Source organism: Halomonas sp. DP5N14-9, from assembly GCF_019802175.1.
Classification (GTDB): Bacteria; Pseudomonadota; Gammaproteobacteria; order Pseudomonadales; family Halomonadaceae; genus Halomonas; species Halomonas litopenaei.
On sequence record NZ_JAHVHR010000002.1, the window covers coordinates 108,733 to 133,420 of the forward strand.

19 protein-coding genes are annotated in these 24,688 nt (G+C 65.7%); 10 read left to right on the forward strand and 9 right to left on the reverse strand.

The annotated features are described in order from the left end of the window. The first annotated feature begins 45 nt into the window (after nt 1-45). The 8 genes from KUW00_RS02085 (at nt 46) to KUW00_RS02120 (ending at nt 10,552) form a co-directional block, all read left to right on the forward strand. The gene (locus KUW00_RS02085) at nt 46-1,050 is read left to right on the forward strand and encodes an HAD family hydrolase (RefSeq protein WP_108131419.1); all 1,005 of its coding nucleotides are present in this window, start codon (nt 46-48) and stop codon (nt 1,048-1,050) included. After that, nucleotides 1,047-2,045: an AAA family ATPase gene (locus tag KUW00_RS02090; protein WP_213227631.1), complete on the forward strand. Its 999-nt coding sequence runs from the start codon at nt 1,047-1,049 to the stop codon at nt 2,043-2,045. The genes KUW00_RS02085 and KUW00_RS02090 overlap by 4 nt, the downstream gene beginning before the upstream one ends. Before the next feature lie 108 nt (nt 2,046-2,153). Next, the gene (locus KUW00_RS02095) at nt 2,154-3,191 is read left to right on the forward strand and encodes a DUF58 domain-containing protein (RefSeq protein WP_222568142.1); all 1,038 of its coding nucleotides are present in this window, start codon (nt 2,154-2,156) and stop codon (nt 3,189-3,191) included. Then, nucleotides 3,184-3,711, forward strand: a complete 528-nt coding sequence (locus KUW00_RS02100; protein WP_222568143.1) for a DUF4381 domain-containing protein — start codon at nt 3,184-3,186, stop codon at nt 3,709-3,711. The genes KUW00_RS02095 and KUW00_RS02100 overlap by 8 nt, the downstream gene beginning before the upstream one ends. Continuing rightward, a complete protein-coding gene (locus KUW00_RS02105) occupies nt 3,708-4,775 on the forward strand; it encodes a VWA domain-containing protein (protein ID WP_222568144.1) in 1,068 nt (355 codons plus the stop codon). The genes KUW00_RS02100 and KUW00_RS02105 overlap by 4 nt, the downstream gene beginning before the upstream one ends. Further along, entirely contained in the window at nt 4,772-6,421 is a 1,650-nt protein-coding gene (locus KUW00_RS02110; protein ID WP_222568145.1) for a VWA domain-containing protein, read from the forward strand. The genes KUW00_RS02105 and KUW00_RS02110 overlap by 4 nt, the downstream gene beginning before the upstream one ends. Further along, on the forward strand, nt 6,418-8,091 hold the full coding sequence (locus tag KUW00_RS02115; protein WP_222568146.1) for a hypothetical protein: 1,674 nt from the start codon (nt 6,418-6,420) through the stop codon (nt 8,089-8,091). Before KUW00_RS02110 ends, KUW00_RS02115 begins: the two co-directional genes overlap by 4 nt. A gap of 118 nt (nt 8,092-8,209) precedes the next feature. After that, a complete protein-coding gene (locus KUW00_RS02120; RefSeq protein ID WP_197037051.1) occupies nt 8,210-10,552 on the forward strand; it encodes a tetratricopeptide repeat protein in 2,343 nt (780 codons plus the stop codon). A 157-nt stretch (nt 10,553-10,709) separates the two neighbouring features. On the opposite strand, the gene KUW00_RS02125 is transcribed toward KUW00_RS02120, so the two are convergent. Next, nucleotides 10,710-12,689, reverse strand: a complete 1,980-nt coding sequence (locus KUW00_RS02125; RefSeq protein WP_315901097.1) for a diguanylate cyclase domain-containing protein — start codon at nt 12,687-12,689, stop codon at nt 10,710-10,712. Nucleotides 12,690-12,875: 186 nt separating this feature from the next. Between KUW00_RS02125 and KUW00_RS02130 the strand changes: the two genes are divergently transcribed. Then, nucleotides 12,876-14,321 carry a catalase gene (locus KUW00_RS02130; RefSeq protein WP_108131411.1) on the forward strand — a complete coding sequence of 482 codons (1,446 nt, stop codon included), beginning with the start codon at nt 12,876-12,878 and terminating at the stop codon, nt 14,319-14,321. Nucleotides 14,322-14,546: 225 nt separating this feature from the next. On the opposite strand, the gene KUW00_RS02135 is transcribed toward KUW00_RS02130, so the two are convergent. From KUW00_RS02135 to KUW00_RS02170, 8 genes are all read right to left on the reverse strand, one after another. Continuing rightward, entirely contained in the window at nt 14,547-15,716 is a 1,170-nt protein-coding gene (locus KUW00_RS02135) for a hypothetical protein (RefSeq protein WP_108131410.1), read from the reverse strand. 102 nt (nt 15,717-15,818) lie between these two features. Next, entirely contained in the window at nt 15,819-16,970 is a 1,152-nt protein-coding gene (locus tag KUW00_RS02140; RefSeq protein WP_108131409.1) for a porin, read from the reverse strand. Nucleotides 16,971-17,488: 518 nt separating this feature from the next. Further along, complete coding sequence (locus tag KUW00_RS02145) at nt 17,489-19,000, reverse strand: ProQ/FINO family protein (RefSeq protein WP_315901098.1); 1,512 nt, start codon at nt 18,998-19,000, stop codon at nt 17,489-17,491. 206 nt (nt 19,001-19,206) lie between these two features. Next, nucleotides 19,207-19,770, reverse strand: coding sequence for a dihydrofolate reductase (locus KUW00_RS02150; protein WP_222515572.1), 564 nt, complete (start codon nt 19,768-19,770; stop codon nt 19,207-19,209). Beyond that, nucleotides 19,767-20,606: a thymidylate synthase gene (locus KUW00_RS02155; protein ID WP_222568147.1), complete on the reverse strand. Its 840-nt coding sequence runs from the start codon at nt 20,604-20,606 to the stop codon at nt 19,767-19,769. Before KUW00_RS02155 ends, KUW00_RS02150 begins: the two co-directional genes overlap by 4 nt. Nucleotides 20,607-20,828: 222 nt before the next feature. Beyond that, nucleotides 20,829-21,632, reverse strand: a complete 804-nt coding sequence (gene lgt / locus KUW00_RS02160; protein ID WP_108131406.1) for a prolipoprotein diacylglyceryl transferase — start codon at nt 21,630-21,632, stop codon at nt 20,829-20,831. A 121-nt stretch (nt 21,633-21,753) separates the two neighbouring features. Further along, nucleotides 21,754-22,542, reverse strand: coding sequence for a sulfite exporter TauE/SafE family protein (locus KUW00_RS02165; protein ID WP_108131405.1), 789 nt, complete (start codon nt 22,540-22,542; stop codon nt 21,754-21,756). Continuing rightward, on the reverse strand, nt 22,542-23,759 hold the full coding sequence (locus tag KUW00_RS02170) for a response regulator (protein WP_108131404.1): 1,218 nt from the start codon (nt 23,757-23,759) through the stop codon (nt 22,542-22,544). The genes KUW00_RS02165 and KUW00_RS02170 overlap by 1 nt, the downstream gene beginning before the upstream one ends. Nucleotides 23,760-23,880: 121 nt before the next feature. Between KUW00_RS02170 and KUW00_RS02175 the strand changes: the two genes are divergently transcribed. After that, nucleotides 23,881-24,675 (forward strand): NRDE family protein, encoded by a 795-nt coding sequence (locus KUW00_RS02175; protein WP_108131403.1) that lies wholly within the window; start codon nt 23,881-23,883, stop codon nt 24,673-24,675. The last annotated feature ends 13 nt before the right edge of the window (nt 24,676-24,688 follow it).

Below are 24,688 nucleotides of genomic sequence, written 5' to 3' on the forward strand. Positions count from 1 at the left end.
AGACGGGTCGAAGAGCCCCTTCCATTCTCTCAAGGAACCGAGTGCATGAATCCCCCTAATCCGAGCATCCTTCAACGACAGTCACTGGCAACGCTGCTGCCCGCGGTACTGTTGTCTCTGCTTCCTGCGATGGCACTGGCCGACCCGCTGCCTTCCTGGAATGCCGGTCACAGCAAGAGCACCATCGTCGACTTTGTCGAGACCACCAGCGATCCGGACAGCGAAGACTTCGTGCCACAGGAGCGACGCATCGCGGTGTTCGACAACGATGGCACTCTGTGGAGTGAACAGCCCGCCTACACCCAGTTGCTCTACGCCCTGGACCGCGCCAGCGAGGCCGACCCCGAGGCGCTCGACACGCCGCTCAAGAAGGCCGCCGCCGAAGGTGACATCGACACCCTGCTGGAGGCCGGCGAGGAAGGCATCCAGGCGCTGCTGTCGCTGTCCCACCAGGACCTGTCGCTGAGTGACTTCCAGCAGGACGTGAGCGACTGGCTGGCCAACGCCACCCACCCCGCGACCGGCCGCTTCTACACCGACATGGTCTACCAGCCGATGCTCGAACTGCTCGGCTATCTGCGCGACCATGGCTTCTCGACCTATATCGTCTCCGGTGGCGGGCTCGAGTTCATGCGCGTCTTCGCCAGCGACGTCTATGGCGTGCCGCCCCAGAACATCATCGGCAGTACCGGCGAGATGGAACTGGTCGATCTCGAGGACGATCCGCAGCTCTACAAGCGCGGCGGCGACATCTGGCTCGATGACGGCCCCGGCAAGGTGATATCGATCAACCGCCATCTGGGCCAGCGCCCGATTCTCGCCGTGGGCAACTCAGACGGCGACGTGCCGATGCTGATCTGGACCACCGAGGGCGAAGGCCCGCGCCTTGGCGTGCTGGTTCACCACACCGATGGCGAGCGCGAGGTCGCCTACGACAGCGACAGCCATATCGGACGCCTGGCCGATGGCCTGGAACAGGCTGAAGCGCGCGACTGGCAGTTGATCGACATGGCCCGCGACTGGCAACGCCTTTACCCGGAGAAACCATGAGCCTCAACGACGACATCAAGGGACTCGAGGCCGCCATCGGCGAGTCGATCATCGGCCAGCGCGACGTCATTCGGCGGTTGGTGATCGGCCTGCTGGCCGGCGGCAACCTGCTGATCGAAGGCCTGCCGGGACTGGCCAAGACCCGCGCGGTCAAGGCCATGGCACGCCACCTGGAGGCCGACTTCAGTCGTATCCAGTTCACGCCCGACCTGCTGCCTTCCGACGTGACCGGCAGCGAGGTCTATCATCAGGGCGAGGAAGGCGCGGTATTCCGCTTTCACCCGGGCCCGCTGTTCGCCAATCTGGTGCTGGCCGACGAGATCAACCGCGCCCCGGCCAAGGTGCAGTCGGCCCTGCTCGAGGCCATGGAGGAGCGCCAGGTCACGGTGGGCGGCACGACCCACAAGATGCCGGAGCTGTTCATGGTGCTGGCTACCCAGAACCCGATCGAGCAGGAAGGCACCTACCCGCTGCCCGAGGCGCAGATGGACCGCTTCATGATGCATGTGCGGGTCGACTACCCCAGCCGCGAGGAAGAGGTCCAGGTGATTCGCCTGGTGCGTCAGGAGGAGCAGGCCAAGAATCGCGAGGCAAGCCCGGCCGCCGGCGACGCTCCTGCTCAGGTCCCCGTGGCCCTGGCCCAGGAGGCGATCTTCGCCGCCCGCCGCGAGATCGCCGCCCTGCACGTGGCCGAGCCGATGGAGCAGTACATGGCCACGCTGGTGGACGCCACCCGTCACCCGGCGGACTTCAGCGACGACCTGGCCCGCTACATCGAACTCGGCGCCAGCCCGCGCGCCTCGCTGGCGCTCGACCGTTGCGCCCGCGCCCACGCCTGGCTCGAAGGCCGCGACTACGTGGATCCGGTGGACGTCCAGCAGGTGGCTCCGGAGGTGCTGCGCCACCGCATCGGGCTGAGCTTCGAGGCCCAGGGCCAGGGCTTCAGCGCCGACGACGCGGTCGCCACCCTGCTTGGCTGCGTGGCGCTCCCCTGAGGCCTGGTCTCGTGCAAACCCGGTCCGTACACGCCTTCTAGCCGCCAGACTTCGCCACGGCGTGAGCCTCGCCCCGGCAAGGGACGGATCCCTGGACAAGAGGTATCGATGCGCCTGCCATTCGCCAGACACCCGGCTTCCCGGACGGTGCCCGGCTCCACGGAGCGAACCACGCTGGATCCGCGCGTGCACCTGGACCTGGCCCAGCTGACGGCCCTGGAACCCCAGGGCCGCCGCCTGCGACTGCTGCCGCGCCAGCCGGCTCGCAGCGTGCTCAATGGCCGCCATGGCTCGCACCTCCGGGGGCGCGGCCTGGACTTCCTTGAACTACGCGACTATCAGCCATCGGACGACGTGCGCAACATCGACTGGCGGGTCACCGCGCGCACCGGCACTCCCCATGTACGGGTGTTCACCGAAGAGCGCGATCGCCCCGCCCTGTTGGTGGTCGACCAGCGCATGTCGATGTTCTTCGGCAGCCGCCACGCCATGAAGTCGGTCACCGCCGCCGAAGCCGCCGCGCTGCTGGGCTTCGCTGTGCTGGAGCAGGGCGACCGGGTGGGCGGCATCGTGGTCAGCGACGAGGCCGTCGAAGAGTTCCGACCGCGTCGCTCCCGGGCCCAGCTGATGCGCTACCTGAGCGCCCTGGCCCAGGCCAACCAGGCCTTGCATCCACAGCACAAGGCACCCGCGCCGACCTCGCTGGATCAGGTACTGACGTCGGTGGCACGCCTGGCCAGCCGTGACCACCTGATCATCCTGCTCAGCGATTTCGACGTTCCGGGCCCGCGCACCGAAGCGCTGCTCGGCGCCATCCGCCGCCACAATGACCTGATGCTGGTGGCGGTCAGCGACCCCTTGTCCGAGCGCTTGCCTGACGACCTCGCCTGCGTGGCCACCGACGGTCAGCGCCACGCCCGCTTTGATACCTCCGACGCCGATCAGCGCCGGGCGTTGGAAAGCGTGGCCAGGGAGCGCCGCCAGCAGCTTGAGCGCTGGTCACGACAGCTTGGCGTGGGCCTGGCGTCGCTGTCCGCTGGCTCACCCACCCTGCCCCAGCTGCGTACCTTGCTTGGGCTGCCGTCCGAGGGTGCTGCTGGTTCAGACGCTGGCAATGACCGGGCGACAGGGGGCCGCGATGAGTAGCGCTGCGAGCAACGACGATATCGTGATGTTGCCCGACCTGATCGATCAGCTGTCCGAGGCACCGGTTCCCCCTGCGATCCCCTGGATACCCCAGACCTGGGGCTGGTCGCTGCTGGCCGTCGTGATAGTGGCGCTATTGGCGCTATGGGGCATCCGTCGGTATCTGCGCTGGCGTGCCGATGCCTATCGCCGCGCCGCCCTGATCGAGCTCGACCAGCGCCTGGATGACGAAGGAGCGATCGCCCTGGCGGAGATCCTCAGGCGGACCGCCCTCTCTGCCTACCCGCGGGAGCGTGTCGCCGGGCTGACCGGTCAGCGCTGGTGGTGCTTTCTCGATGCAAGCCTGGGCGACAGACGCCCCCCGCATTTCGACGGCCCGCTGGGCCAGGAGCTGTCCACGGCGCCCTACCGGGCCACCACGACAGACGGCACCAATCCCCCATCGGCGGAACTCGTGGCACTGAGCCGACGCTGGATCCGCCACCACCGTCGCGATATTCCCCAGGAGTCGGCGTCATGATCGAACTGGCGACGCCCTGGGCGCTGGCCCTGCTGCCGCTGCCTTTACTGGCCTACTGGCTGCTGCCAGCCCACCGCCAACGGCTGGCAGCGCTGCGCCTGCCGTTCTTTCAGCGACTGGTGGAGGCCGCCGGTGTCTCGGTTCCGCGCGGCCGCCAGCGCTCGCCGCTGGCTCGGCTGACACAGGCGCTGGTGTGGGGACTGATCGTGCTCGCCCTGGCCCGTCCGGAGAAACTCAGCGAACCCATCGTCTGGCAGAGCGCCGCCCGCGACCTGATCCTGGCGGTAGACATCTCCGGCAGCATGGATGAGTCCGACCTGATCGATGCCGAGGGTGAGCCCCGCCAGCGCCTGGCGGCGGTCAAGGAGGTCATCGCCGACTTCGTCGCCGATCGCGAGGGCGAGCGTCTGGCGCTGATCGTGTTTGGCTCGCGGGCCTACGTCCAGGCGCCGCTGACCGAGGACCTCAAGACGCTGACCACGCTGCTCGACCAGACCGAGGTCGGCATGGCCGGCCCGCATACCGCGCTGGGTGACGCCATGGGTCTGGCCATCCGCCAGTTCGAGGCAAGCGACGTGGAACAGCGGCTGTTGATCCTGCTGTCCGACGGCGCCGACACCGGCAGCCGCATGAGCCCCATCAACGCCGCCTCCATCGCCGCCGAGCGCGACGTGCGGGTGATCACCATCGCCATGGGTGACCCCCAGGGCAGCGGCGAAAACCGCGTCGATAGCGAAACCCTCGAGGCCATCGCCGAGACCACCGACGGCGCCTTCTTCACCGCCACCGACCAGCAGGCGCTTGCCGCCATCTACGCGCGGATCGATGAACTGGCACCGCGTGAGGTCGCCACCCACAGCTATCGCGAGCACCGCTCGCTGAGTCACTGGCCGCTAGCGTTGGCGGCAGCGCTGGTGCTGCTGACCCTGGCGCTCGATCGCCGGCAGTTGGTCCGCTCACGGACGGCTGGCGCTCCCGCTGGCGGGAAGGCAGATACCCGGACAGACGTCGCCGAACACCCTGATACCAGCCGCGGCGACAACACGCAGGAGGGCACGCCATGAGCGAATGGCTCGACGGTCTCTCCGCGCTGCACCTGCTGCGTCCACTGTGGTGCCTGCTGCTGCCGCTGGTGGTGGTGCTGTGGTGGTGGCGCCGCCGGACCCCCTCGGCGGACATCGGCGGTGACCATTTTGCCCCCCACCTGGCATCTGCCCTGCGTGCCGATGGGCACGACCGCCGCCGACTGCGGCCGCTGGACACCCTGGCGCTGCTCGCCATCCTGCTGATCCTGGGCGTTGCCGGTCCCGCCTGGACGCGCATGCCCAACCCGCTGATCGCCCAGAGCGCCCCGCTGGTGGTGGTGCTGGAGGTCAGCGCCAGCATGGACCAGAGCGACGTGCCACCAAGCCGCCTGGAGCGCGCCAAGCACAAGATCCAGACCCTGCTCGAACGTCGCGACGGCGCCCGTACCGCCTTGATCGCCTACGCCGGCAGTGCCCACCAGGTGGTGCCGCTGACCGACGACCCGGCGCTGGTCACGCCCTACCTCGAGGGGCTTTCCAGCGACGTCATGCCGGAAGACGGCGACGCCGCCGGGCAAGCGCTGGCGCTTGCCGCCAGCGTGCTCGACGGGGCTCGACGCGACAACGCAGGGCTTCCCGGCGCGGTACTGCTGGTGAGCGACGGCGTCACCGCGCAGGGTTCCGTCACGGCCGGTCTCGGCGAGGATGACACCCTGCTGGTGCTGGACGTGAACGCTCCCCGCAGCTCCGGGACAAGCACGGCGTCGGTGGCAGGCGCGACCCGCGTGGGGCTGAGCGTTGACGACGCCGACGTGGACGAGATCACCCGCCGTCTGGCCGCCACCTACCAGCAGGCGCTACGCGATGACGACCGCCTGGCCTGGGAGGATCGCGGCGTATGGCTGGCCTGGCCGGCGGCACTGCTCGCTCTACTGGGCTTTCGCCGCGGCTGGCAGCTCGGCCTGTCCGGCCTGGCGCTGCTGCCGGTGCTGTGGGCCGGGCCCGTCACGCCGGCCCTGGCCCAGGAGGCGTCCAGGGCCACCGAGACCCTCGACACCAGCCTGGCGGGAAGGCTGACCCAAGGCCTCGCAGACGCCTTTCTGACGCCGGACCAGCAGGGCCGATGGTGGGCCGAACACAACGACTACGGCCGTGCGGCCCGCCACTTCGAGGATCCGGCCTGGCTCGGCTATGCGCTCTACCGCGATGGCCAGTACCAGGCGGCGGTCGAGGTGCTCGAACGGCTCGACAGCGCCGATGCTGCCTTCACCCAGGGTCTGGCGCTGATCAAGAATCGTCAGTACCGCCCCGCCATCGAAGCCTTCGAGACGGTGCTCGAGCGCGACCCCGACTATCCCGAAGGTCAACGCAATCTGGAACTGGCCAGGGAGATACTCGCCTACGTCGAGGACACCCGTGAGCAGTCCGATACCGGCGAGGAGCTCGGCATCGGCGCCGACGACGTGGTATTCGACAATGAAGAGGCCCGGGGTGAGGACACCGAACAGCCGGTGGAGAAACCTGGCCAGCAGATCACCGCCGAGCAGTGGATCGAGACCCTGGACACCGATACCAGCGACTTCCTACGCCAGCGCTTCGCCATCGAGGCGCAGGCTCCCGCTAGCTCCGTGAGTGGGACCGATAGTGATCGTGATAGCGACAACGACAGGGAGACGGCGCCATGAACCCACGTCGAGTCAGCCGCGCCTCGCGCCCTGGCAAGAGTGCGCCGAGTCTGGCGGGGCTCATGCTGCTGTCGTTGCTGCTGTCGTCGCTGGCGCTGATGTCGACACTTTGCTCGGCCGCAGCGACAGCGGCGAATACCAGCTCGTCCCCGGTCCGGCTCACGGTCGAGCTCGAGCCGCAGGAGCTGGCGCCCGGCGACAGCGCCGAGCTGCGTGTCCAGGTGCTGGTACCCACCTGGATGCCTGAGCCTGTCACCTTTCCGAGCCTGGACCAGCCGGGGCTCAGGGTGACCCTGGGCGATCGCGCCACCACCCCGATCAGCCAGCGCGTCGATGGAAAGACCTGGTCCGGTGTATCGCGCCGCTATCGCCTGACGCCACTGTCCGCCGGACGCTTCGAACTGGGCAGCGGCAGCCTCGAGGTCACCTACGCCTCTCCCGAGGACAACTCCCCGACCCAGCAACGCCTCACCCTGCCACCGGTGACCCTGACGGCCCAGCTGCCCGAGGCCGCCGAGGGACTCGAGCCCTATCTGTCGGCCCGCGACATCGAGCTGACCCAGACGCTCGAGATCGTGCGAGCGGGCAAGCACGGAGAGAACGGCAAGAACGGCAAGAACGGAGAGAATGGCAAGAACGGTGAGCAGGCGCAGGGCCAGAAAGGAGACGATGGTGATGCTGACGACACCGAAAACGCGGGCGACGACCGACAGTCACCGGAGCAAGACGGTGCCGACGGTGACAGCGGCCCCATCGAGCTCGAGGCCGGCGACAGCGTCACCCGCACGGTCACCGCGCGACTGAGCGGCGGCAGCGCTCTGCTGCTGCCCGACCTGCTGTCTGCACCGGCCAAGGAGGCAGGCGACGAGACAGCGATGGCCCCGCTCGGGGTCTATCCCGAGACACCACGCCTTGAAGAGTCCAGCGATGGCGGCACCCGTACCGACCGCGTGACCTATGTGGCAGAAACCGGTGGCAAGAGTTCTCTGCCCGGAGTCTCGCTGCGCTGGTACGATCCCGAGAGCGACAGCCTGGAGCAGGCAGAGCTTGCGCCACTCGAGGTCAGCGTCTCGGCACCCCGCGCCGCTCGCAGCGCAGAGGACTGGTCGCGCCTCGTTCTCGGCGTCTTGCCCTGGCTGCTGGGACTGGTGCTGCTGGTGTCGCTCACCGCCTGGCTGTGGCGGCGCCTTGCCATCGGTGCCAAGGTGCGTGCGGATTGGCAATATCACCAGCAACAACAGCGCCAGCGTCGCGAGGCCAGCGGCGTGGCCGGGCTTCATCGCCTGAAGCGATCCCTCGATGCCCGCGACCTGGTCGCGGTGCGCCGACACTGGGAGGCCCTGGAACCCCATCTGGACAGCAATAGCGAGGCGCGCGCCCGCTTTGCCAACCGACTCGACGCCCTGTGTCGCGCCCGCCTCGGTCCCGATCGCGAGATCGCCAAGCCAGCGGCAGGTTTTCGCGATACTGGTGGCGACGGCGGCAGCGATGGGGATGGCGGCGGCGAAGGCGATGGCATGGACAGTAAAGAATCCCTCTGGCAACGCCTGGCACAGGCCCTGCCAAGTGCACGAGAGCTTGCATCATCGCGCTCTGCAAACCGACAGCTTGCCCACGACCGCCTGACGGCGTTGAACCCGACTGCACAAGTGACCCGACGTAATGCGTGAACCTGGCCGTTTATCCTTTCTTCGATGCCTGCGTGCTCGACTTGCGACGCTCCTTCCGAGCGTCGAGTCCACAGGGCCCGCACCTGCGCTTTCGTCGACGCTGACACCAGCGCTTTCGATGGTATCGGCACCAGCGCTTGCCATGGCCCTGATGGCGGGGTTGCTGGCCGCACCGGAGAGCATTGCCCAGGCGCCTCAGGGAACGCCCCCGACGACGGCCACCGAAGCCAAGGGCTACGCCCCCGAAGGAAGCTGCGCCTCCTGTCACGAGGCCGAGACCCAGGCATGGCAGGATTCCGACCACGCCTGGGCGCTGCGCGACGCCACCCCCGACAATGTACTGGGCGACTTCGACGACGCCAGCTTCGAGGATGGCGAGGTCAAGGCACGCTTTCACCGCCGAGGCGATACCTTCCTGGCGACTCTGGAAGGCCCACAGGACCCCGCCGAGACCTTCGAGATCCGCCACACCTTCGGCGTACGCCCGCTGCAGCAGTATCTGGTAGAGCAGCCAGGGGGACGACTGCAGAGTTTGACCATCGCCTGGGACTCGCGCCCCGCCGACGAAGGTGGGCAGCGCTGGTTCTCGCTCTACCCGGGCCAGGCGTTTACCCCGGATGACCCCCTGCACTGGCGCGGGCGCTACCAGAACTGGAACGCCATGTGCGCCGACTGCCACTCGACCAACCTCGAGAAGCACTACGATCTTGAAAGCGACAGCTTCGCCACCACCTGGCACGAGCAGAGTGTCGGCTGCCAGAGTTGCCACGGCCCCGCCCAGGATCACCTGGACTGGGCGGCCCGGTGGCAGGCCGACGAAGTCGCTCCCGCGTCCTCTCCCGCCTCAGCCGGCGATATGGGCCTTGCCCTGGATCTCGCCGACATGGACGCCCCCGAGCTGGTCGAGCAGTGCGCTCGCTGCCACAGTCGCCGCCAGATGCTGGGCGCGGGCCCGGTGCATGGTGCTCCGCTGACCGATGCCGCCCTGCCGAGCCTGTTGGGCGAGGGCATGTACCACGCCGACGGCCAGATCCAGGGCGAGGTCTACGTCTATGGCTCGTTCACCCAGAGCCGCATGTACCAGCAGGGTGTCAGCTGCATGGACTGTCATGACCCGCATACCAGCGAGGTAAAGATCGAGGGCAACGGCCTGTGCCTGCAGTGCCACAACCCGGCGCCTCCGCCGCGCTTCCCGACCATGCAGCGCAACAACTACGACAGTCCCGAGCACCATCACCATACCCCCGGCAGCGAAGGCGCCCAGTGCGTGAGCTGCCATATGCCCGAGACCACCTACATGGTGGTGGACCCGCGTCGCGACCACAGCTTCCGGGTGCCCCGCCCGGATCTCGCCGAGGCCACCGGTAGCCCCGACGCCTGCACCGGCTGCCACCAGGACCTGTCGCCCGCCGACGCCGCGGCGCAGATTCGTGAGTGGTTCGGTGACGACAGCCGCAGCGCCAGTCGTTCCCACTACGGTGTGGCGCTTCAGTCGGCCCGCCTGGGCCGCCCTGAAGCGCCGGACTATCTGAAGGCGCTGATTGAGGATGACGATACTCCGGACATAGTGCGCGCCACCGCGGTGGACGCGCTCACCCCCTTTGCCGGCGACGCCCTGCCGACGCTTGAGCAGGCGCTGCAAGACGAGTCCCCACTGGTCCGTGCCGCCGCAGCGCCAGTATTCGCCCAGGCCCCCGAAGGCGCCAGGGTCGAGCTGCTGCTTCCATTGATCGATGACGAACGCCTGGCGGTACGCGACGAGGCGGTCAAGGCGCTGGCCGGCACCTCGTTGATGGTCATGCCACAAGAGCGTCGTGCAGCCTTTCTCGAGGCACGTCGCGACTACGAGCGGCGCCTGGAGCAGAACGCCGACCTGCCCGGCAACCGCCTCAACCTGGCGGTACTGCTGGCGCGTACCGGACGCGAGGACGAAGCCGAGCAACAGTATCGTGCGGCGCTGGCGATGGACCCCTACTTCCTGCCGGCCCGCGCCAACCTGGTCACCCAGCTCAGCGCCGAAGGCCGCCAACAGGACGCCCGAGCACTGCTGAAGGACGGCATCGCCCTCGATGGCATGCCCGCACCGGATCGAGGCCACCTGGCCTACCTGCTGGCACTGTCGCTGGCAGAGGATGGAGGGATGCAAGAAGAGGGTGGGATGGAAGAGGCCCTGTCCTGGCTCGAGAAGGCGGCCGAATGGCGCCCGGACCACGCCCGCACCCACTACAACCGCGGACTGATGCTGGACCGCCTGGGACGCAAGGACGAGGCCCTGGCGGCACTCGAACAGGGACGCCGGCAGGCACCCGGAGATCCCGACCTGCTCTACGCCCTGGTCTACGTCAACGCCACCAGCGGGCGCATCCCCCAGGCGCTGTCGGCCCTGGCCGAGCTGCGCCGACTACGCCCGGACGACCCACGACTGGGGCAGCTGGAGCGCCAGCTACGCGGCAATCAATAGCATCCCTGAAGATGCCCTGCCCCCTTCGGCCTGGATGAAAAAGTGCCTGGGCGTCATCGGACGTCGACCGACGTCGCCCAGGCGCTGATGCGACAGCCAAAGAGTCGTCGGGTGGTTGGCGGTGGGGTCGTTGGTTGGGTCGTCGGTGCGGCCGGCCTTACGCCTCGCTCTCGTCCACCACCAGGCGATTGCGCCCCTGGCGCTTGGCCGCGTAGCTGGCCGCATCGGCACGTTCGATGGGGGCGTGAATATCGGCATCGCCTTCACGAAACTCGGTGATGCCGAGGCTCGTGGTGACATGGTATTCACGCCCCTCGTGGACCACACAGGTGTCGTTGATCACCGCCAGGATGGCCTCGCCGATGCGTTGCGCCTGGGCCAGTGTGCAACTTGGCAGCAGCACCGCGAATTCATCGCCGCCCTGGCGTGCCACGTGATCGCTGCTGCGAACACAGCGGCCGACTTCCCGAGCGATGCGACGCAGCATCTCGTCACCGAGCGGATGGCCACCCTCATCGTTGATCGGCTTGAAGCGATCCAGGTCGAACAGCATCAGAACGGAGGGCTTGGCCAACTTGCGCCAGTCCGCCATGGCCTCCTCGAGGCGACGCTCGAAGCCTCGACGGTTCAAGAGGCCGGTAAGGGGATCGTGTTCGGCCTCCCACTGACGTATCGCCTCCTGCTGACGACGGGCGGTGATGTCCTTCACGGTACCGACGAAGCCGATCACCTCGGTATCGATGGCGACCTGGCTGGCGTGAACCTCCAGCCACAGAAGCTCGCCATCGGCCCGCCAGTAGCGGTATTGACGCAGAAAGTCCTTCCCTGAGGCCATGCTGTAGCGCCACAGCTCGATCGCCGCATCACGATCCTCGGCGTGGATCGCCTGGACCCAGCCGTAGCGGTCCTGCCCTTTCATGGTACGACCGGTCAACTGGGCCAGGGCGTCATTCATGTAGGTGATGCGCCCCTGGGTGTCGGTCACGAACATGCCCACCGGCGAGGACGCCAGCACGCTGTCGAGGAACGCCTGACGTCCGCGCAGATCATTCAGCGCCTGGTTTCGCTCGACCTCCACGGCATTGAATGCCTCGGCGACCTGGGTCAATTCCTTCATCTCGGTACCCAGCGAGACGCGCCCACGCAGCCCCTTGCCTACCTGGGCGATCTGCGACTGCAACTGGTAAAGCGGCCGCAGCAGCAGCCAAACCATCCAGCCAAGAAGCGGCAGCAGCAATAGCGCGATACCCACCCCGACCCAGCTGAGGCGTTTCAGCAAGCCCCACAAGGGCGCCAATACCTGGCCTTCCGGCAAGAACACGCCGACGATCCAGTCCGCCGGCCACACCTGCCGGTAGGCCTGAAAGGTCATTTCGCCATTTACCGTAGGTCCATAACGCTCGCCCTCCCAGCCATCGAGGGCCAGGTCCAGGGCCGGGTTGTGGGACAGGTCTCCCAGCGTCCCCATCACGCGCCGACGGTCAGGGTGGTAGAGCACCTGCCCTGAGGCGCTGAACACGGCTGCGTAGCCTTCGCCACCCAGCCGGACCCGGCTCAAGCGTCGGAAGATACCGCCCGAATGAACTTCGACTACGCCTCCCAGAGCCCCCATGAAACGACCGTCGTCGCCCTTCAGCGGCACCAGCATCAGCACCAGCGGAAGCCCGGTAATACGCCCATAGATGGGGTCACTGACGTAGGGCCGCCCGACCTCGCGCAAAAAACTGAAGTACTCACGATCGCTGATATCGAGCCCTTCGCGCCCCGGTGTCACCGGCCAATCGGTGACCACCTTGCCGTCGCCGTCGAACACCACCAGGCCGTCGAACAGTTCGAGCAGTACGCTGTTGTCCTTCAACACCCCACCGCCGGGGTCGAGCAACGCGCCACTCGGGTGCCTGGACGCCACCCGCTCAAGCATCGCCAGGCGTGTCTCGATCTCTTCGGTCACCTCATCGGCGATCAGATGCGTCTCGTAACGCAGGTGAGAAAAGTTCACCTCACGCACCAGGTCCTTGCCGGTGTACCAGCCCCACGCCAGCAGGATCGTCACCACGACAACCCAGGTCATCGCCAGGCCAGTCATCATTCTCAGTTGCAGCGAGAGCGAAGCGACAAATCTGCACAGCTTGGGCACGAAGGCTTTCCTTCAGGGTCGAACCGCCGGTGGCGGTGGTGCGAAATACGTTACATGCATCGTGAATAGCATAAATAGTAACGCTAAACATCCATTTCCTATAAACGAAATAGAAAGGTTCGATTGTTCTTCGTCGACAGCGGTCTATACCTTATATCGGACCAGACCAAGAGCAGGAGACGCCACATGACCCGCAAGACAATGACCACCAGCGCCGGTGCCCCCATCGGTGACAACCAGAACAGCCTGAGTGCGGGCCCCCGTGGACCTCTGCTGCTCGAGGACTACCAGCTTCTCGAGAAACTCGCTCACCAGAACCGCGAGCGCATCCCCGAGCGCACCGTCCACGCCAAGGGCTGGGGCGCCCACGGCACCCTGACCATCACCCAGGACATCACCCGCTACTCCAGGGCCAAGGTCTTCACCCCGGGTAGCCAGACGCCGATGCTGGCCCGCTTCTCCACCGTGGCCGGCGAACAGGGTGCGGCGGACGCCGAGCGTGACGTGCGCGGCTTCGCCCTGAAGTTCTACACCGAGGAAGGTAACTGGGATGTGGTCGGCAACAATACGCCGGTGTTCTTTATCCGTGATCCGTCCAAGTTCCCGGACTTCATCCATACCCAGAAGCGCCACCCGCGCACCAACATGCGCTCGGCCACCGCGGCCTGGGACTTCTGGTCGCTGTCGCCAGAGTCACTGCATCAGGTGACCATGCTGATGTCGGACCGTGGCCTGCCCACCGACGTTCGTCACATCAATGGCTACGGTTCCCACACCTACTCATTGATCAACGCCGACAACCAGCGCGTGTGGTGCAAGTTCCACTTCCGCACCGCCCAGGGTCACAAGCACTTTACCGATGCCGAGGCCGAACAGGTGGTGGGCAAGAGCCGCGAGACCACCCAGGAAGACCTCTACAACGCCCTGGAAAACGGCGACTACCCGCGCTGGAACTTCTTTATCCAGGTGATGACCGAGGAACAGGCCAGGCAGGCGCCGTTCAATCCCTTCGACCTGACCAAGGTGTGGCCCCATGGCGACTACCCGCTGATCGAGGTCGGCTACTTCGAGCTCAACCGCAACGCCGACAACTACTTTGCCGAGATCGAGCAGGCTGCCTTCTCACCGTCCAACAAGGTGCCGGGCATCGGCTTCTCGCCGGACAAGATGCTGCAGGCACGGGTGTTCTCTTACGCCGACGCCCACCGCTACCGCCTCGGCACCCACTACGAGGCGCTGCCGGTCAACCAGCCGAAGTGTCCGGTCCACCACTACCACAAGGACGGCCCGATGCGCTTCTTCGCCAACGGAGAGCAAAACGGCGACGCCTACTACGAGCCCAACTCCTTCGATGGACCGACCGAGGACCCGAGCGTAGTGGAACCGCCGCTGCCGCTGGAAGGCGACGCCTGGCGCTACGACCATCGCGAAGGCAACGACGATTATTCGCAGCCGCGCGCCCTGTTCGAATTGATGAGCCCGGAGCAGCGGGAGCGACTGTTCGGCAATATCGCCCGGCATATGCAGGGTGTCCCGGACTTTATCAAGGAGCGTCAGCTCGGCCACTTCGAGAAGTGCCACCCGGAGTATGCTGCCGGTGTCCGTGAGGCCATCGCAAGGGTCGGTGACTGACCCATCTTGCCACCAGGCGAGAAGTGCCACCCGCTGACCAATCCCGTCACAGCACGTCCCCATGCCCCCGCCTAAAGGCGGGGGTATTTTTTTGTGTCCACCGTGGTGGCATCGTTCGGCTTGTCGGGCGACCCCACCGGCCAGAGACCAACGTCTTGCACAAAAAACGGGCCCCGAAGGGCCCGTCCTGTTGTCACCACTCGCGACGATACGTCGCTCGCGATATCAGTTGTCGAGCACGACCTTGAGCTCGTAGTTGTTGGGGCCGTCCTGCGCGTTGCCGAACTTCTGACCGGTGACCCGAATGTGGTACATACCCGGATCCAGCTGGGTGGTCAGATCGACGTTGCCGTTGAAGCCCTGACCTTCACCCTCGGCGACGATACGCCCGGAGGCATCGGCCACCTCCATGGTCAGGCGATAGGTGTCTTCGTCGCCCGGCGGGAAGGTCGAGGTGGTGATACGCACGCTGCTCGGCTCGGCCACGTTGAAGCTCAGTACCTCACCACGAGCGCGAATCTTGACGTCGGTCTTGACGCTCTGCACCTGACGCTCATCCGGGTTATCGCTGCGCGCTGCACTACCGCTGACGCTGGCTGCCGCGCCAGCGCCGGCGGCTGCACCTGCTGTGGCACCGGCCGCCGAGGAGGAACCCGCCACCCCGGCCGTGGACGCCGTGGTGGCCGCCGAGGCACCTGCGCTTGAGGCCACTTCGCCTGCTGCCGCTGCGGAGGAGGCAGACGCAGAAGTCGCTGCTGCGCTGGAGGACTGGGCTGCGGCAGACTGAGTCGCGGCGGCCCCGGAGGCACCGGATTGACTACCCAGGGTAACCACGGCGTCACGACTGGTGACAAAGGCGCTCTGGCTCCCGTCACGATCCGAGCCCACGAACTGCAAGCCGGTGCCATCATCCACCTCGATACGATTACCACGATCATCGAGACCCACCACGGCGATGCTGTAGCCGTCGCCGGCGCGACCGCGTCGACCAAAGCGGGTGCCCTTGACCTGCAACTCGTACTTGCCGGGTGTCAGGCGACTCTCCAACTGGAGACCACCATCCTGGCCGTAGCCCTCGCCCCGAGCGATCACGTTGCCGGCATCGTCCATCAGCACCGCATCGATCTGGTAGCTGTCTTCATAGCCTGCGCTGACACGGCTCTCGAAACGATAGACCCCTTCTTCCTCTACCTCGAAGTCATGGGCATGGGGGGACCCGAACATGAAGCTCTGGCTGCGGGCGTCACTCTCCGGCTTGAAGAAGCCGGTCAGATCGAGCTGGCGGTTCTCCTCACGGAAGCGCTCGGTCATGGCACTGTCAGAAGCCTGTACGGTGGTACCTGCAAGGGCAACACCAAGCGCCAGCAGCGCCGCGGGTAGGGTGACGTCTTTCATGGATCCTCACATGCTTGCCGATTGAGAGCAGAAAAAAAGCCGATCCCGGAGGATCGGCTTTCGTTTATAGCGTTCCAACGCTAGGGGGTCAAACCTGTCGGATTAGAACAGGTAGGTCAGACCCACGGCGTAGCCGTCACCCTGGTCGTTGTCACGGTCACGCACGGCGCCTTCCACGTAGGTGTACATGGCGTCGGAGATGTTGTAGGTCACGCCGGCAACAAACTCGTTGTGGTTGTCGTCGTCGTTCTCGTCATCGTTGGCGCTGTCGAAGTCGCTGAAGCCGCTGCCACCGAAGTCGATGTACTGGTAGGAGCCGTAAACGTCACCCATACCGTCCAGGTAGCCGTAACGGGCACCGATGGCGTAGTAGTCAGCGTCTTTCAGCAGGTCGTTGTCGGACTCGAAGCGCTCGTACTTGACGGCAACGCGCAGGCTGTCCCACTGGTACTGCATGGTGACACCGTACTGGTCGCCCAGGTCGCTATCGATGTCCACCGTTTCTACACTGTTAGTGACGCTATCACCATCAACATCGGTAGCGATGTAGGTGAATGACTGATCTTCGATGTCGTAGATACCCAGATCGTCGTAGACACCGGCGATGGAGAAGCCGCCGTAGGTGTACTTCAGACCACCGAAGATAGAGGCCTCACCGGAATCGGTCAGGTTCTCGGACTCGCCGTCACCCTTGTACTGGGTACCCAGAGCGAACTGGAAGCCGCCCCAGACCGGAGAGGTATAGGTGATCTTGTCGCCTTCGGGATCACCGACGATAACGTCAGCGTCGCCAGCTTCGTCACCCGGAGCACCCTTGAAGGTGTTGGAGTCGGAAACGTCGAAGTATTCGTTGTTGGAGATCGGATCCTGGATCCAGTCGTCCAGCAGGGAATCGTAGGAACCAACGCGAGCGTCACCGAAGTTGCCCTTCAGGCCGATGTAGGCGGTGTCGCCTGCATCACGACCGGCGACCTTCATTTCGTCGGCCTTGAAGTCGTCGATTTCGATCTTGGCGTAGCCGATCAGACCGTTGTAGATGACGTGCTCGGCGGCGAAGCCGAAGGTAGAACCGTTGTCGGCGATCTCGTCACGAGTTTCGCCATCGTCATCCTTGACTCCGGCGTAGACCAGCTGGACGTTGCCGTAGATGTCGAGTTTGGTGCCGTCTTGGTTGTAGACGGTGGCGGCCTGGGCACTGACGGCGGTAAAGGCGGCAGCACCGGCGATGGCAGTCGCTAACAGTGTCTTTTTCATTGCTGAGTTCCTTTTGACTAGCTTGCTGTTTCGATCGTTGCTGCGCTTGGCAGCCTTGGCTTGCCGGTCGTTGCCGGCTCGTTTTTCTGGCCTTGTGGTTCCTGGCAGGGAACCGAGGCAGCGAGCCTGACAGCGGCGAAGCCTTGTTATAGTCCAATGCTCGCAAGGGCAACCATATACCGGGATTCTCAGGAGCGCAACAAGAAAAAAACACTGTTTTCGTTCCCGCCGCCCCTCGATTCGACACCGATCCCTGCGAAGGCGCCGCCAGCGCTGGAACCGGAAAAACGACTTAACGAACATTGTTCGCTAACCTCGAACCGATTCTGCACAAAGTGCTGCGCCGGGCATAGCGACTACATCATGCCCCGCTGATGTGACGCTTTCAAGTCAGCTGGGTTGAACACTGTCGACAGTCGTCAACGGCGGCGGCCGTCCATAAGGACCGCACAATTGAGGACCGCACATCAGGACCAGGCATAAAGCGCCCAGACAACGACCACACCCAAGGAGCGCGGTCAGTGACTACCATTGTGGCGGGCCATCAGGGCGTCGAGTTTGCGCTGTAGCCGCGACTCCTCGCTGTCGTGGCCATGAGACTGGTGCCTGGACTCGTTCTGCGGCTGGTGGAGATGCGGGGGGCGCCCCTGTGACATCGCCGTGCGGCTGCTCTGTTCACTCTCGACTTCCCGATGGGGCTGCGGGTCGGCCTTTGATGCCCCCTGGGGTTGATTGCCCTTGCCTGCGCCAGCGCGCCGCCGGCCCTGGCCGCTGCGCCGCTGCGACACCTTGCCGCGCCCTTGCTGCTCCGCCTGCAGGCGGTCCAGCTTGCGCTTGGCGTGTTCGGCGGCCTGGGCATCGACCGCTCCGACCAGCGCGCCCTGCAGATCGATACGCTCGGCGCCTTCCCTGACCGACTTGAGATACCGCGGCAGGTTGACGTAGCAGGCCAGGGCCCGCCGCACCAGCTTCTCGGGCCAGGGCTCGCTGGCCGCCAGGTCCTCGTGGATGCCCACCTTCAAGGGACGGGTGTGGCCCTTGAAGAAGGTCTTGTCATAGCGCTGGTACCACTCACCCAACAGCGCCTGGGGAGACGGCGCCTTGTCGATGGCCAGATCCCCCTGGCGGCCAGCCTCGTCGGAGGCCGTCGCTTCGGATGTATCACCCTGGAGGTCAGCGTCCCTGGAAGGCGCCCCTTGGCTTTGTTGGCTTGACTGCGACCGAGAGGCGTCGGATGACACCGTCGCGTCAGTGGACGGTTCCGGGGACGCCTCGCTGGCCGTTACAGCCGATGCGACCTCGCCGGCAGGCCCGTCCACTCGCCCAGCATCCAGGTCAGAGGCTTGCTCAGGAGACTGGACAGGGGCTTGCTCACCGCTGTGCTCGGCAGATGTCTTGTCGGCTTGCTCGGTTTGCTCAACGGCTGTATGAGCCGCTGTCTGGTCAGACGCCTGGTCGGCTGCTTGTTCAGTCGTCCGATCGTCTGTCTCGTCGGCTGACTGATCACCACTGGCATGACGCGGGCGATGCTGCATCAATGCAGCCAGGCCCTGGGCGCGTCGCTTGGGACGAACAAAGGCGGGGGACTGAGGCTCGGCTTCGGGATGTTCGACGCGCTCACGCAGCCTGGCGTTGTGGGCCTCGAGTTCACGATTCTGTTCGTCGAGTTCGCGATTTTCCTCGGTCAGTTCGCTGTTTTCTTCAAACAGCGCCTGGCGCTCGGCGCGCAGTGCCTCAAGCTCCGTCTCGAGCTGACCGCTGCGTTCGACGGCGCTGCCAAGTTGCGACTCGAGCTCACGCTGACGTTCTCGGGCGGCGGTCAATTCAGCGTTCAGCTCAGCGCTCAACCGCTCTCGTTCGGACGCCAGCCGTTCGCACTCCTCCATCAAGCGCTGGCGCTCGTCGGCCATACGCTGGTGCTCGCTGGACAGCTGACGCTCGCGCCGACGCCCTTCACGCAGTCCGTCCAATAGCGTCGCCGTGCGTTGCTCGAGCGCCTCCAACGGGTGTTCTGCGTGTGTCTCGATCACGTCGACTCCTCCAGGCTCAGCAAAATGCCGCGTTGCAGGGGTGACTCCGGTCACGCCCCGCTGTTGTCAGGGTTGTCGCCACAGTCTGTGCCAGGGCTTGCGATGTCGCAATTGTCGCCGCTCGGCGACGCTCATTGTGTCACCTGCAAGACGCCAATTTCGTCCCGTGGCGACTACCGCAAATCCGCAACCAGGCATTAGGCGCTTCAGCTCTCGGCTGAACGCTCGTAGCGAACGAAGCGGTAGGCGGGCTGGCCTTCGCTCGGCGAGCCGGCTTCGCTGGCGACTTCCTGCCAGTCGCCTTCAAGCGCCGGGAAGTGGGCGTCACCTTCGATATCGACATCCACCTCGGTGAGATAGAGCCGCGATGCGATCGGCATGGCCTGGGCGTAGATCTGAGCCCCGCCCATGACCATGATCTCTTCGGCGGCCTCGATGGTGGCCTGACGGTCGGCCAGTTCGATCGCGCTGGCCAGGTCGTGACAGACCCTGACGCCATCGTGATGAAAGGAGGTGTCACGGGTGACCACGATATTCAGCCGGTTAGGCAGCGGACGGCCGATGGACTCGAAGGTCTTGCGTCCCATCACCAGGGGCTTGGCCTGGGTCATGCGCTTGAAGAACTTGAGGTCCTCCGGCAGGTACCAGGGCAGCTGGTTGTCGACCCCGATGACCCGGTTACGCGACATGGCGGCGATCATCGCCACCGGCACGAAGGTGTCGAGCCTCGCCAGATCCTGGCCTTCGCTCGCATTGTCGGCGCTGCTCATACCGCTACCTCGGCCTTGATATGGGGATGGGGTTCATAGTCGTGGATGCTGATGTGCTCGAAACGGAAGTCGAACAGGTTATCCACCGACGGCTCCAGCTCCAGGCGAGGCGCCCGGGTGGGCGTTCGACTCAGCTGCAACTCGGCCTGTTCGAGATGGTTCAGATAAAGGTGGGCATCCCCCAGGGTGTGAACGAAATCACCGGGGGCAAGACCCGCCACCTGGGCGATCATCCGAGTGAGCAGCGCGTAGCTTGCGATATTGAAGGGAACGCCAAGGAAGATGTCGGCACTGCGCTGATAGAGCTGGCAGGACAGCTTGCCGTCGGCCACGTAAAACTGGAACAGGCAATGACAGGGAGGCAGTGCCATCTCGTCCACCAGCGCCGGGTTCCAGGCGGACACGATCAGCCGCCGTGAGCGCGGGTTGGTGGCAAGCTGGTCGAGCAGTGTCTCGATCTGATCGACGCTGCCACCGCGAGGATCCGGCCAGCTACGCCACTGATAGCCATAGACAGGGCCGAGGTCGCCGTTCTCGTCGGCCCACTCGTCCCAGATACGCACGCCGTTTTCCTTGAGGTAGGCGATATTGGTATCGCCCTTCAGAAACCACAGAAGCTCATGGATGATCGACCGCAGATGCAGCTTCTTGGTGGTCACCAACGGAAAGCCGCGGGACAGATCGAAGCGCATCTGATGACCAAAGATCGAGCGTGTGCCCACGCCGGTGCGGTCGTCACGCTCGACCCCTTCGTCCAGCACCTTGCGCATCAAATCCAGATACGGCTGCTCCAGGGCGGGGAGGTCGGTGGCTTCGGCAGCGCTATCAACATGCATCGGGATTCACTCGCTTGGTCGTGACGGATTCGGGACGGTTTCTCGAAACCAGAAAAACCGGCAATTGTACTGCTCGGCATGCTTCGATGCCAGACGCGGCCAGCTTGGCGCGGCCAGCTTGGCGCGGCCACCGGGGCCCTGTCGGCGTGACGCAGCCTCTCGGGCATGACCAACCGGGCCGGGCCAAGGCGGCCGCATCATGCATCGGCGGATCGTCAGCGCCTAGTCGGCCGCAGGCGCGGTACGGACATCCATCGGCTGGCGGCGAGACCAGGCCACCAACAGCACGCCGAACAGGATCATCGGCAGGCTAAGCAGCATGCCCATGGTGACCCAGCCAAGGGCAATGAAGCCAAGCTGCGGGTCCGGCTGACGCACGAACTCCACGGCGAAGCGACTCAAGCCGTAGATCAACAGGAACAGACCAGAGACCAGGCCGCGACGTCGCGGTGTGCTCGACACCCACCACAGCACCACGAACAGTACCAGGCCTTCGAGCAGCGCCTCGTACAGCGAGGAAGGATGGCGCGGCTCGGGGCCGTAGCCAGGGAACGGCATGCCCCAGGGAAGGTCAGTGACGCGGCCCGGCAGTTCGTGATTGATGAAGTTACCGATGCGCCCGGCCCCCAGGCCGATCGGCACCAGCGGCGCGACGAAGTCGGTCAGGGTGAAGAACGCCAGGTTCTTGCGCCGGGCGAACAGCAAGGCCGCCAGCAACACCCCGAGCAGGCCGCCATGGAAGCTCATGCCGCCGTCCCACACCTTGACGATCCACAGCGGGTCCGCGAGCCACTGATCCAGCCCGTAGAACAGCGCGTAGCCAAGGCGTCCACCGAGCACCACGCCGAGGGCGGCGTAGAACAGCAGGTCGCCCACGTCGTCCCGGGTCAGGCCGATGCGGTGGGCGCGTCGACAGCCCAACCACCAGGCAGCGACAAAGCCCACCACGTACATCAGTCCATACCAGTGGACCTGGAGCGGACCCAGCGAGATGGCAACGGGATCGATCTGGGGATAAGACAGCATAGTCGGTAGATTTCCTGAAAGTGACCGAGGTGACCAGAGAGTAACGTAGCGCTATACAAGCGGATGACCGCCAGAAAAACGCCACAGCGGCAATAGGACAGCAAGCGGCGGCGACGGTTCGCTACAGCAGGAAGCCGAGCCCCACCACCGTCAGCAACAGCGCGAACGACAGCTTGAGCACCCGAGCGGGCAACCGATGCGCCAGTCGCACACCAAGCCGCGCACAGGGAACGCTGGTCAGGGCAATCCCCAAAAGCGCCGGCAGCATGACAAAACCGAAGGCGCCATCGGGCAGTCGCGGATCACCAAGGCCAACGGCGATGAAGGTCACCGCGCCGACCAGGGCGATGGGCATTCCGCAGGCCGCCGAGGTACCGACCGCCTGGGTCATGCTGGCACCGCAGCGAATCAGCCAGGGAACGCTCAGTGTCCCCCCACCGATACCGAAGAGGGCAGAGACACCTCCGATGACACCGCCGGCGACGACCATGCTGCCACGCCCGGGGGCCTGACGCCCCGCCTTGGGCGAGCGCCCCAGCACCAGCTTGGCGGCGACCAGCAGCAGAAAGACGCCGAACAGCGTGCCGAGCAGGCCGCCCGACAGGGCGCCGGCAACGAACACCCCAAGCACGGCGCCCATCACCAGCCCCGGCAGCAGCGCTACCAGCCAGTCACGCCGAATGCTGCCCCGGCGAAAGTGGCCCCAGGCGGACGAGGCGCCGGTGATCACGATGGTCGCAAGCGAGGTCCCCACCGCCAGGTGCATGGCCACCTCGCCGGACACCTGTTGCAGCGCGAATACCGTCATCAGGCTGGGCACGATGATCAGCCCGCCACCCACGCCGTAGAGACCGGCCAGGAAGCCCGCCGCGGTGCCGAGCGCCAGATAGGAGACCAGGGACGCCAGCATCAGACCGACCTCGTCGGCAGCGGCAACCAGTGATCGAGCAGTTCGAGCAGCGCCTGGGGACGATAGGGCTTGGCCAGCCAGGCGTCCATGCCGGCCTGCTGAAAGCGCGCCTGGTCCTGGTCGCTGGCATTGGCGGTCAGGGCGATCACCACCGCACGCGGGCGGCCCGAATCCGCCGCCTCCATCGCGCGCAGACGACGGCAGGTCTCGACGCCGTCGATATCCGGCAGCACGATATCCATCAGCACCAGATCGACGGCAACCGCCGCCAGCCGCTCCAGCGCTTCCTCTCCGCGGGTCGCGGTCACCACCTCGACGCCTCGGCGCTCGAGAACCTCCCGCGCCAGCATCAGGTTGACCGGACCGTCGTCGACGATCAGCACCCTGGGTGTCGCTTCGTCGGCCGATGACTCGGAAGGCTCTGCCACAGGCGCCGTGTCGGTGCCGTCCTCGAGGTTGTCGAGCAACAGGCGAATATCGCTCAGTCGGCGTAACGCCTCGGGCTCGGCGCCGTCGCCGGCCCGGTTGATCAGCTGATCGAGCTCGGCGATCAAGGGTGCCAATGCCTTGCCGACGTGGCTCAGGTAGCTCGACTTCAGACGCGACTCTTCTCTGGCGCGGGACAGCGCGGCGGCCAGGCGCCGGCTTTCGTGCTCCCAGTCGCTGGGCTCGCCCAGCGAATCCGGCGTGTTCTCTGCTCGGCTATCTGCTCGGCTATCTGCTCGGCTATCTACTCCGATATCTGCTCTGACTTCCCCCTGGCTTTCGAGCCAAACCGCATCACCGCTCTCGACGTCAGGCGGACTGCCGCGCCGTCTTTGGCCTGCCTTCGGTCGAGCGTCGATGGCCTCGAGCAGCCACCTGACTCGCTCCATCAGCGAGTCTTCCGGCGAGGGGGCTTCGTGCCGCCCATCGAGTTGTGGCGACAACTGGCTCTCGACCCGTTCGAGCAGGCTGTCGAAGTCACGCTGAGCGCGGGATAGGCGATGCTTGAGCAGCACCAGGAAGACGAGGATGTTGAGCGTGGTGCCCACCAGCAGACCCATGACGATCCACAGGGTGGTGCTCCAGCCGGCGGCGGCGGGCATCAGCCAGTGCAGCGAGGCGCCCAGCACCAGACACAGCGCCAGCAGCACCCCCTGGGCGGCTACCACCGGCCACAGGATGGGAATCACCAGCCTGCGCCAAAAGCGATCCCTGCTATCGTCGCCTTCCATCTTCCATCCTGTTGAATGAAGAAGCCAAGAGTGTACGTTGCCGGCCGCAGCCTGTCATGGTGGCACAGTTGCAGGCTCTCCCCGGATTCCCCTGGGCAGAAAATCCGGCTACGCTGCGCCCATGTGCCTGATTGCCTTTCACTTCGCCCCGGACAGTGCGCGGCCGATCACCTTGATCGCCAACCGCGACGAGGTCCACGCGCGCCCCACCGCGCCCCTGGCCGCCTGGCCGGACGCCCCGGGACTGGTCGCCGGTCGCGACCTCGAGGCCGGCGGGACCTGGCTCGGCATCCATCGTCGCGGCCGCTTCGCCGCCATCACCAATGTTCGCGACCCGGAACTGATACCACCGCAACCGAGCGAAAGCCGCGGCCTGCTGGTGCGCCGTGGCCTCGAAACCGATGACCTCGAGGCCTGGCTCGAATGCCAGAGTGCGGGCGAGGCATTGCGCTACGGTGGCTTCAATCTGCTGATCGGCGACGGCAAGCGGCTTTGGCACCTCGAGCGGCATCGCCACGGCTGCGCACTGCAGGCGGTCGAGGCCGGAGTGCACGGCCTGTCCAACGCCTCTCTGGATACCCCCTGGCCCAAGCTGGTCCAGGTGCGCAACGCCCTGGCCGAAGACATCGCCGAGGCCAGACACGCCTCCCTGGCAAACGCCCGCCAGGGCTTCCTCGACCGCCACCCGGCGCCGGACGCTAGCCTGCCGGACACCGGCGTGGGGCTGGAGCTCGAACGCTTCCTGTCACCGGCCTTTATCGTCGGCGACGACTACGGCACCCGTGCCACCAGCGAGTTGACGCTGCACCGCGACGTGAACGGCGAGCGTTTCGACATCTCGGAACGGCGCTTTGGCCCGGGCGGGCGGCCTCAGGGCGAGACCCGGCTGGCGCTGACCATCGACCGAGACGGCTGAAGCGTCGCTGGCC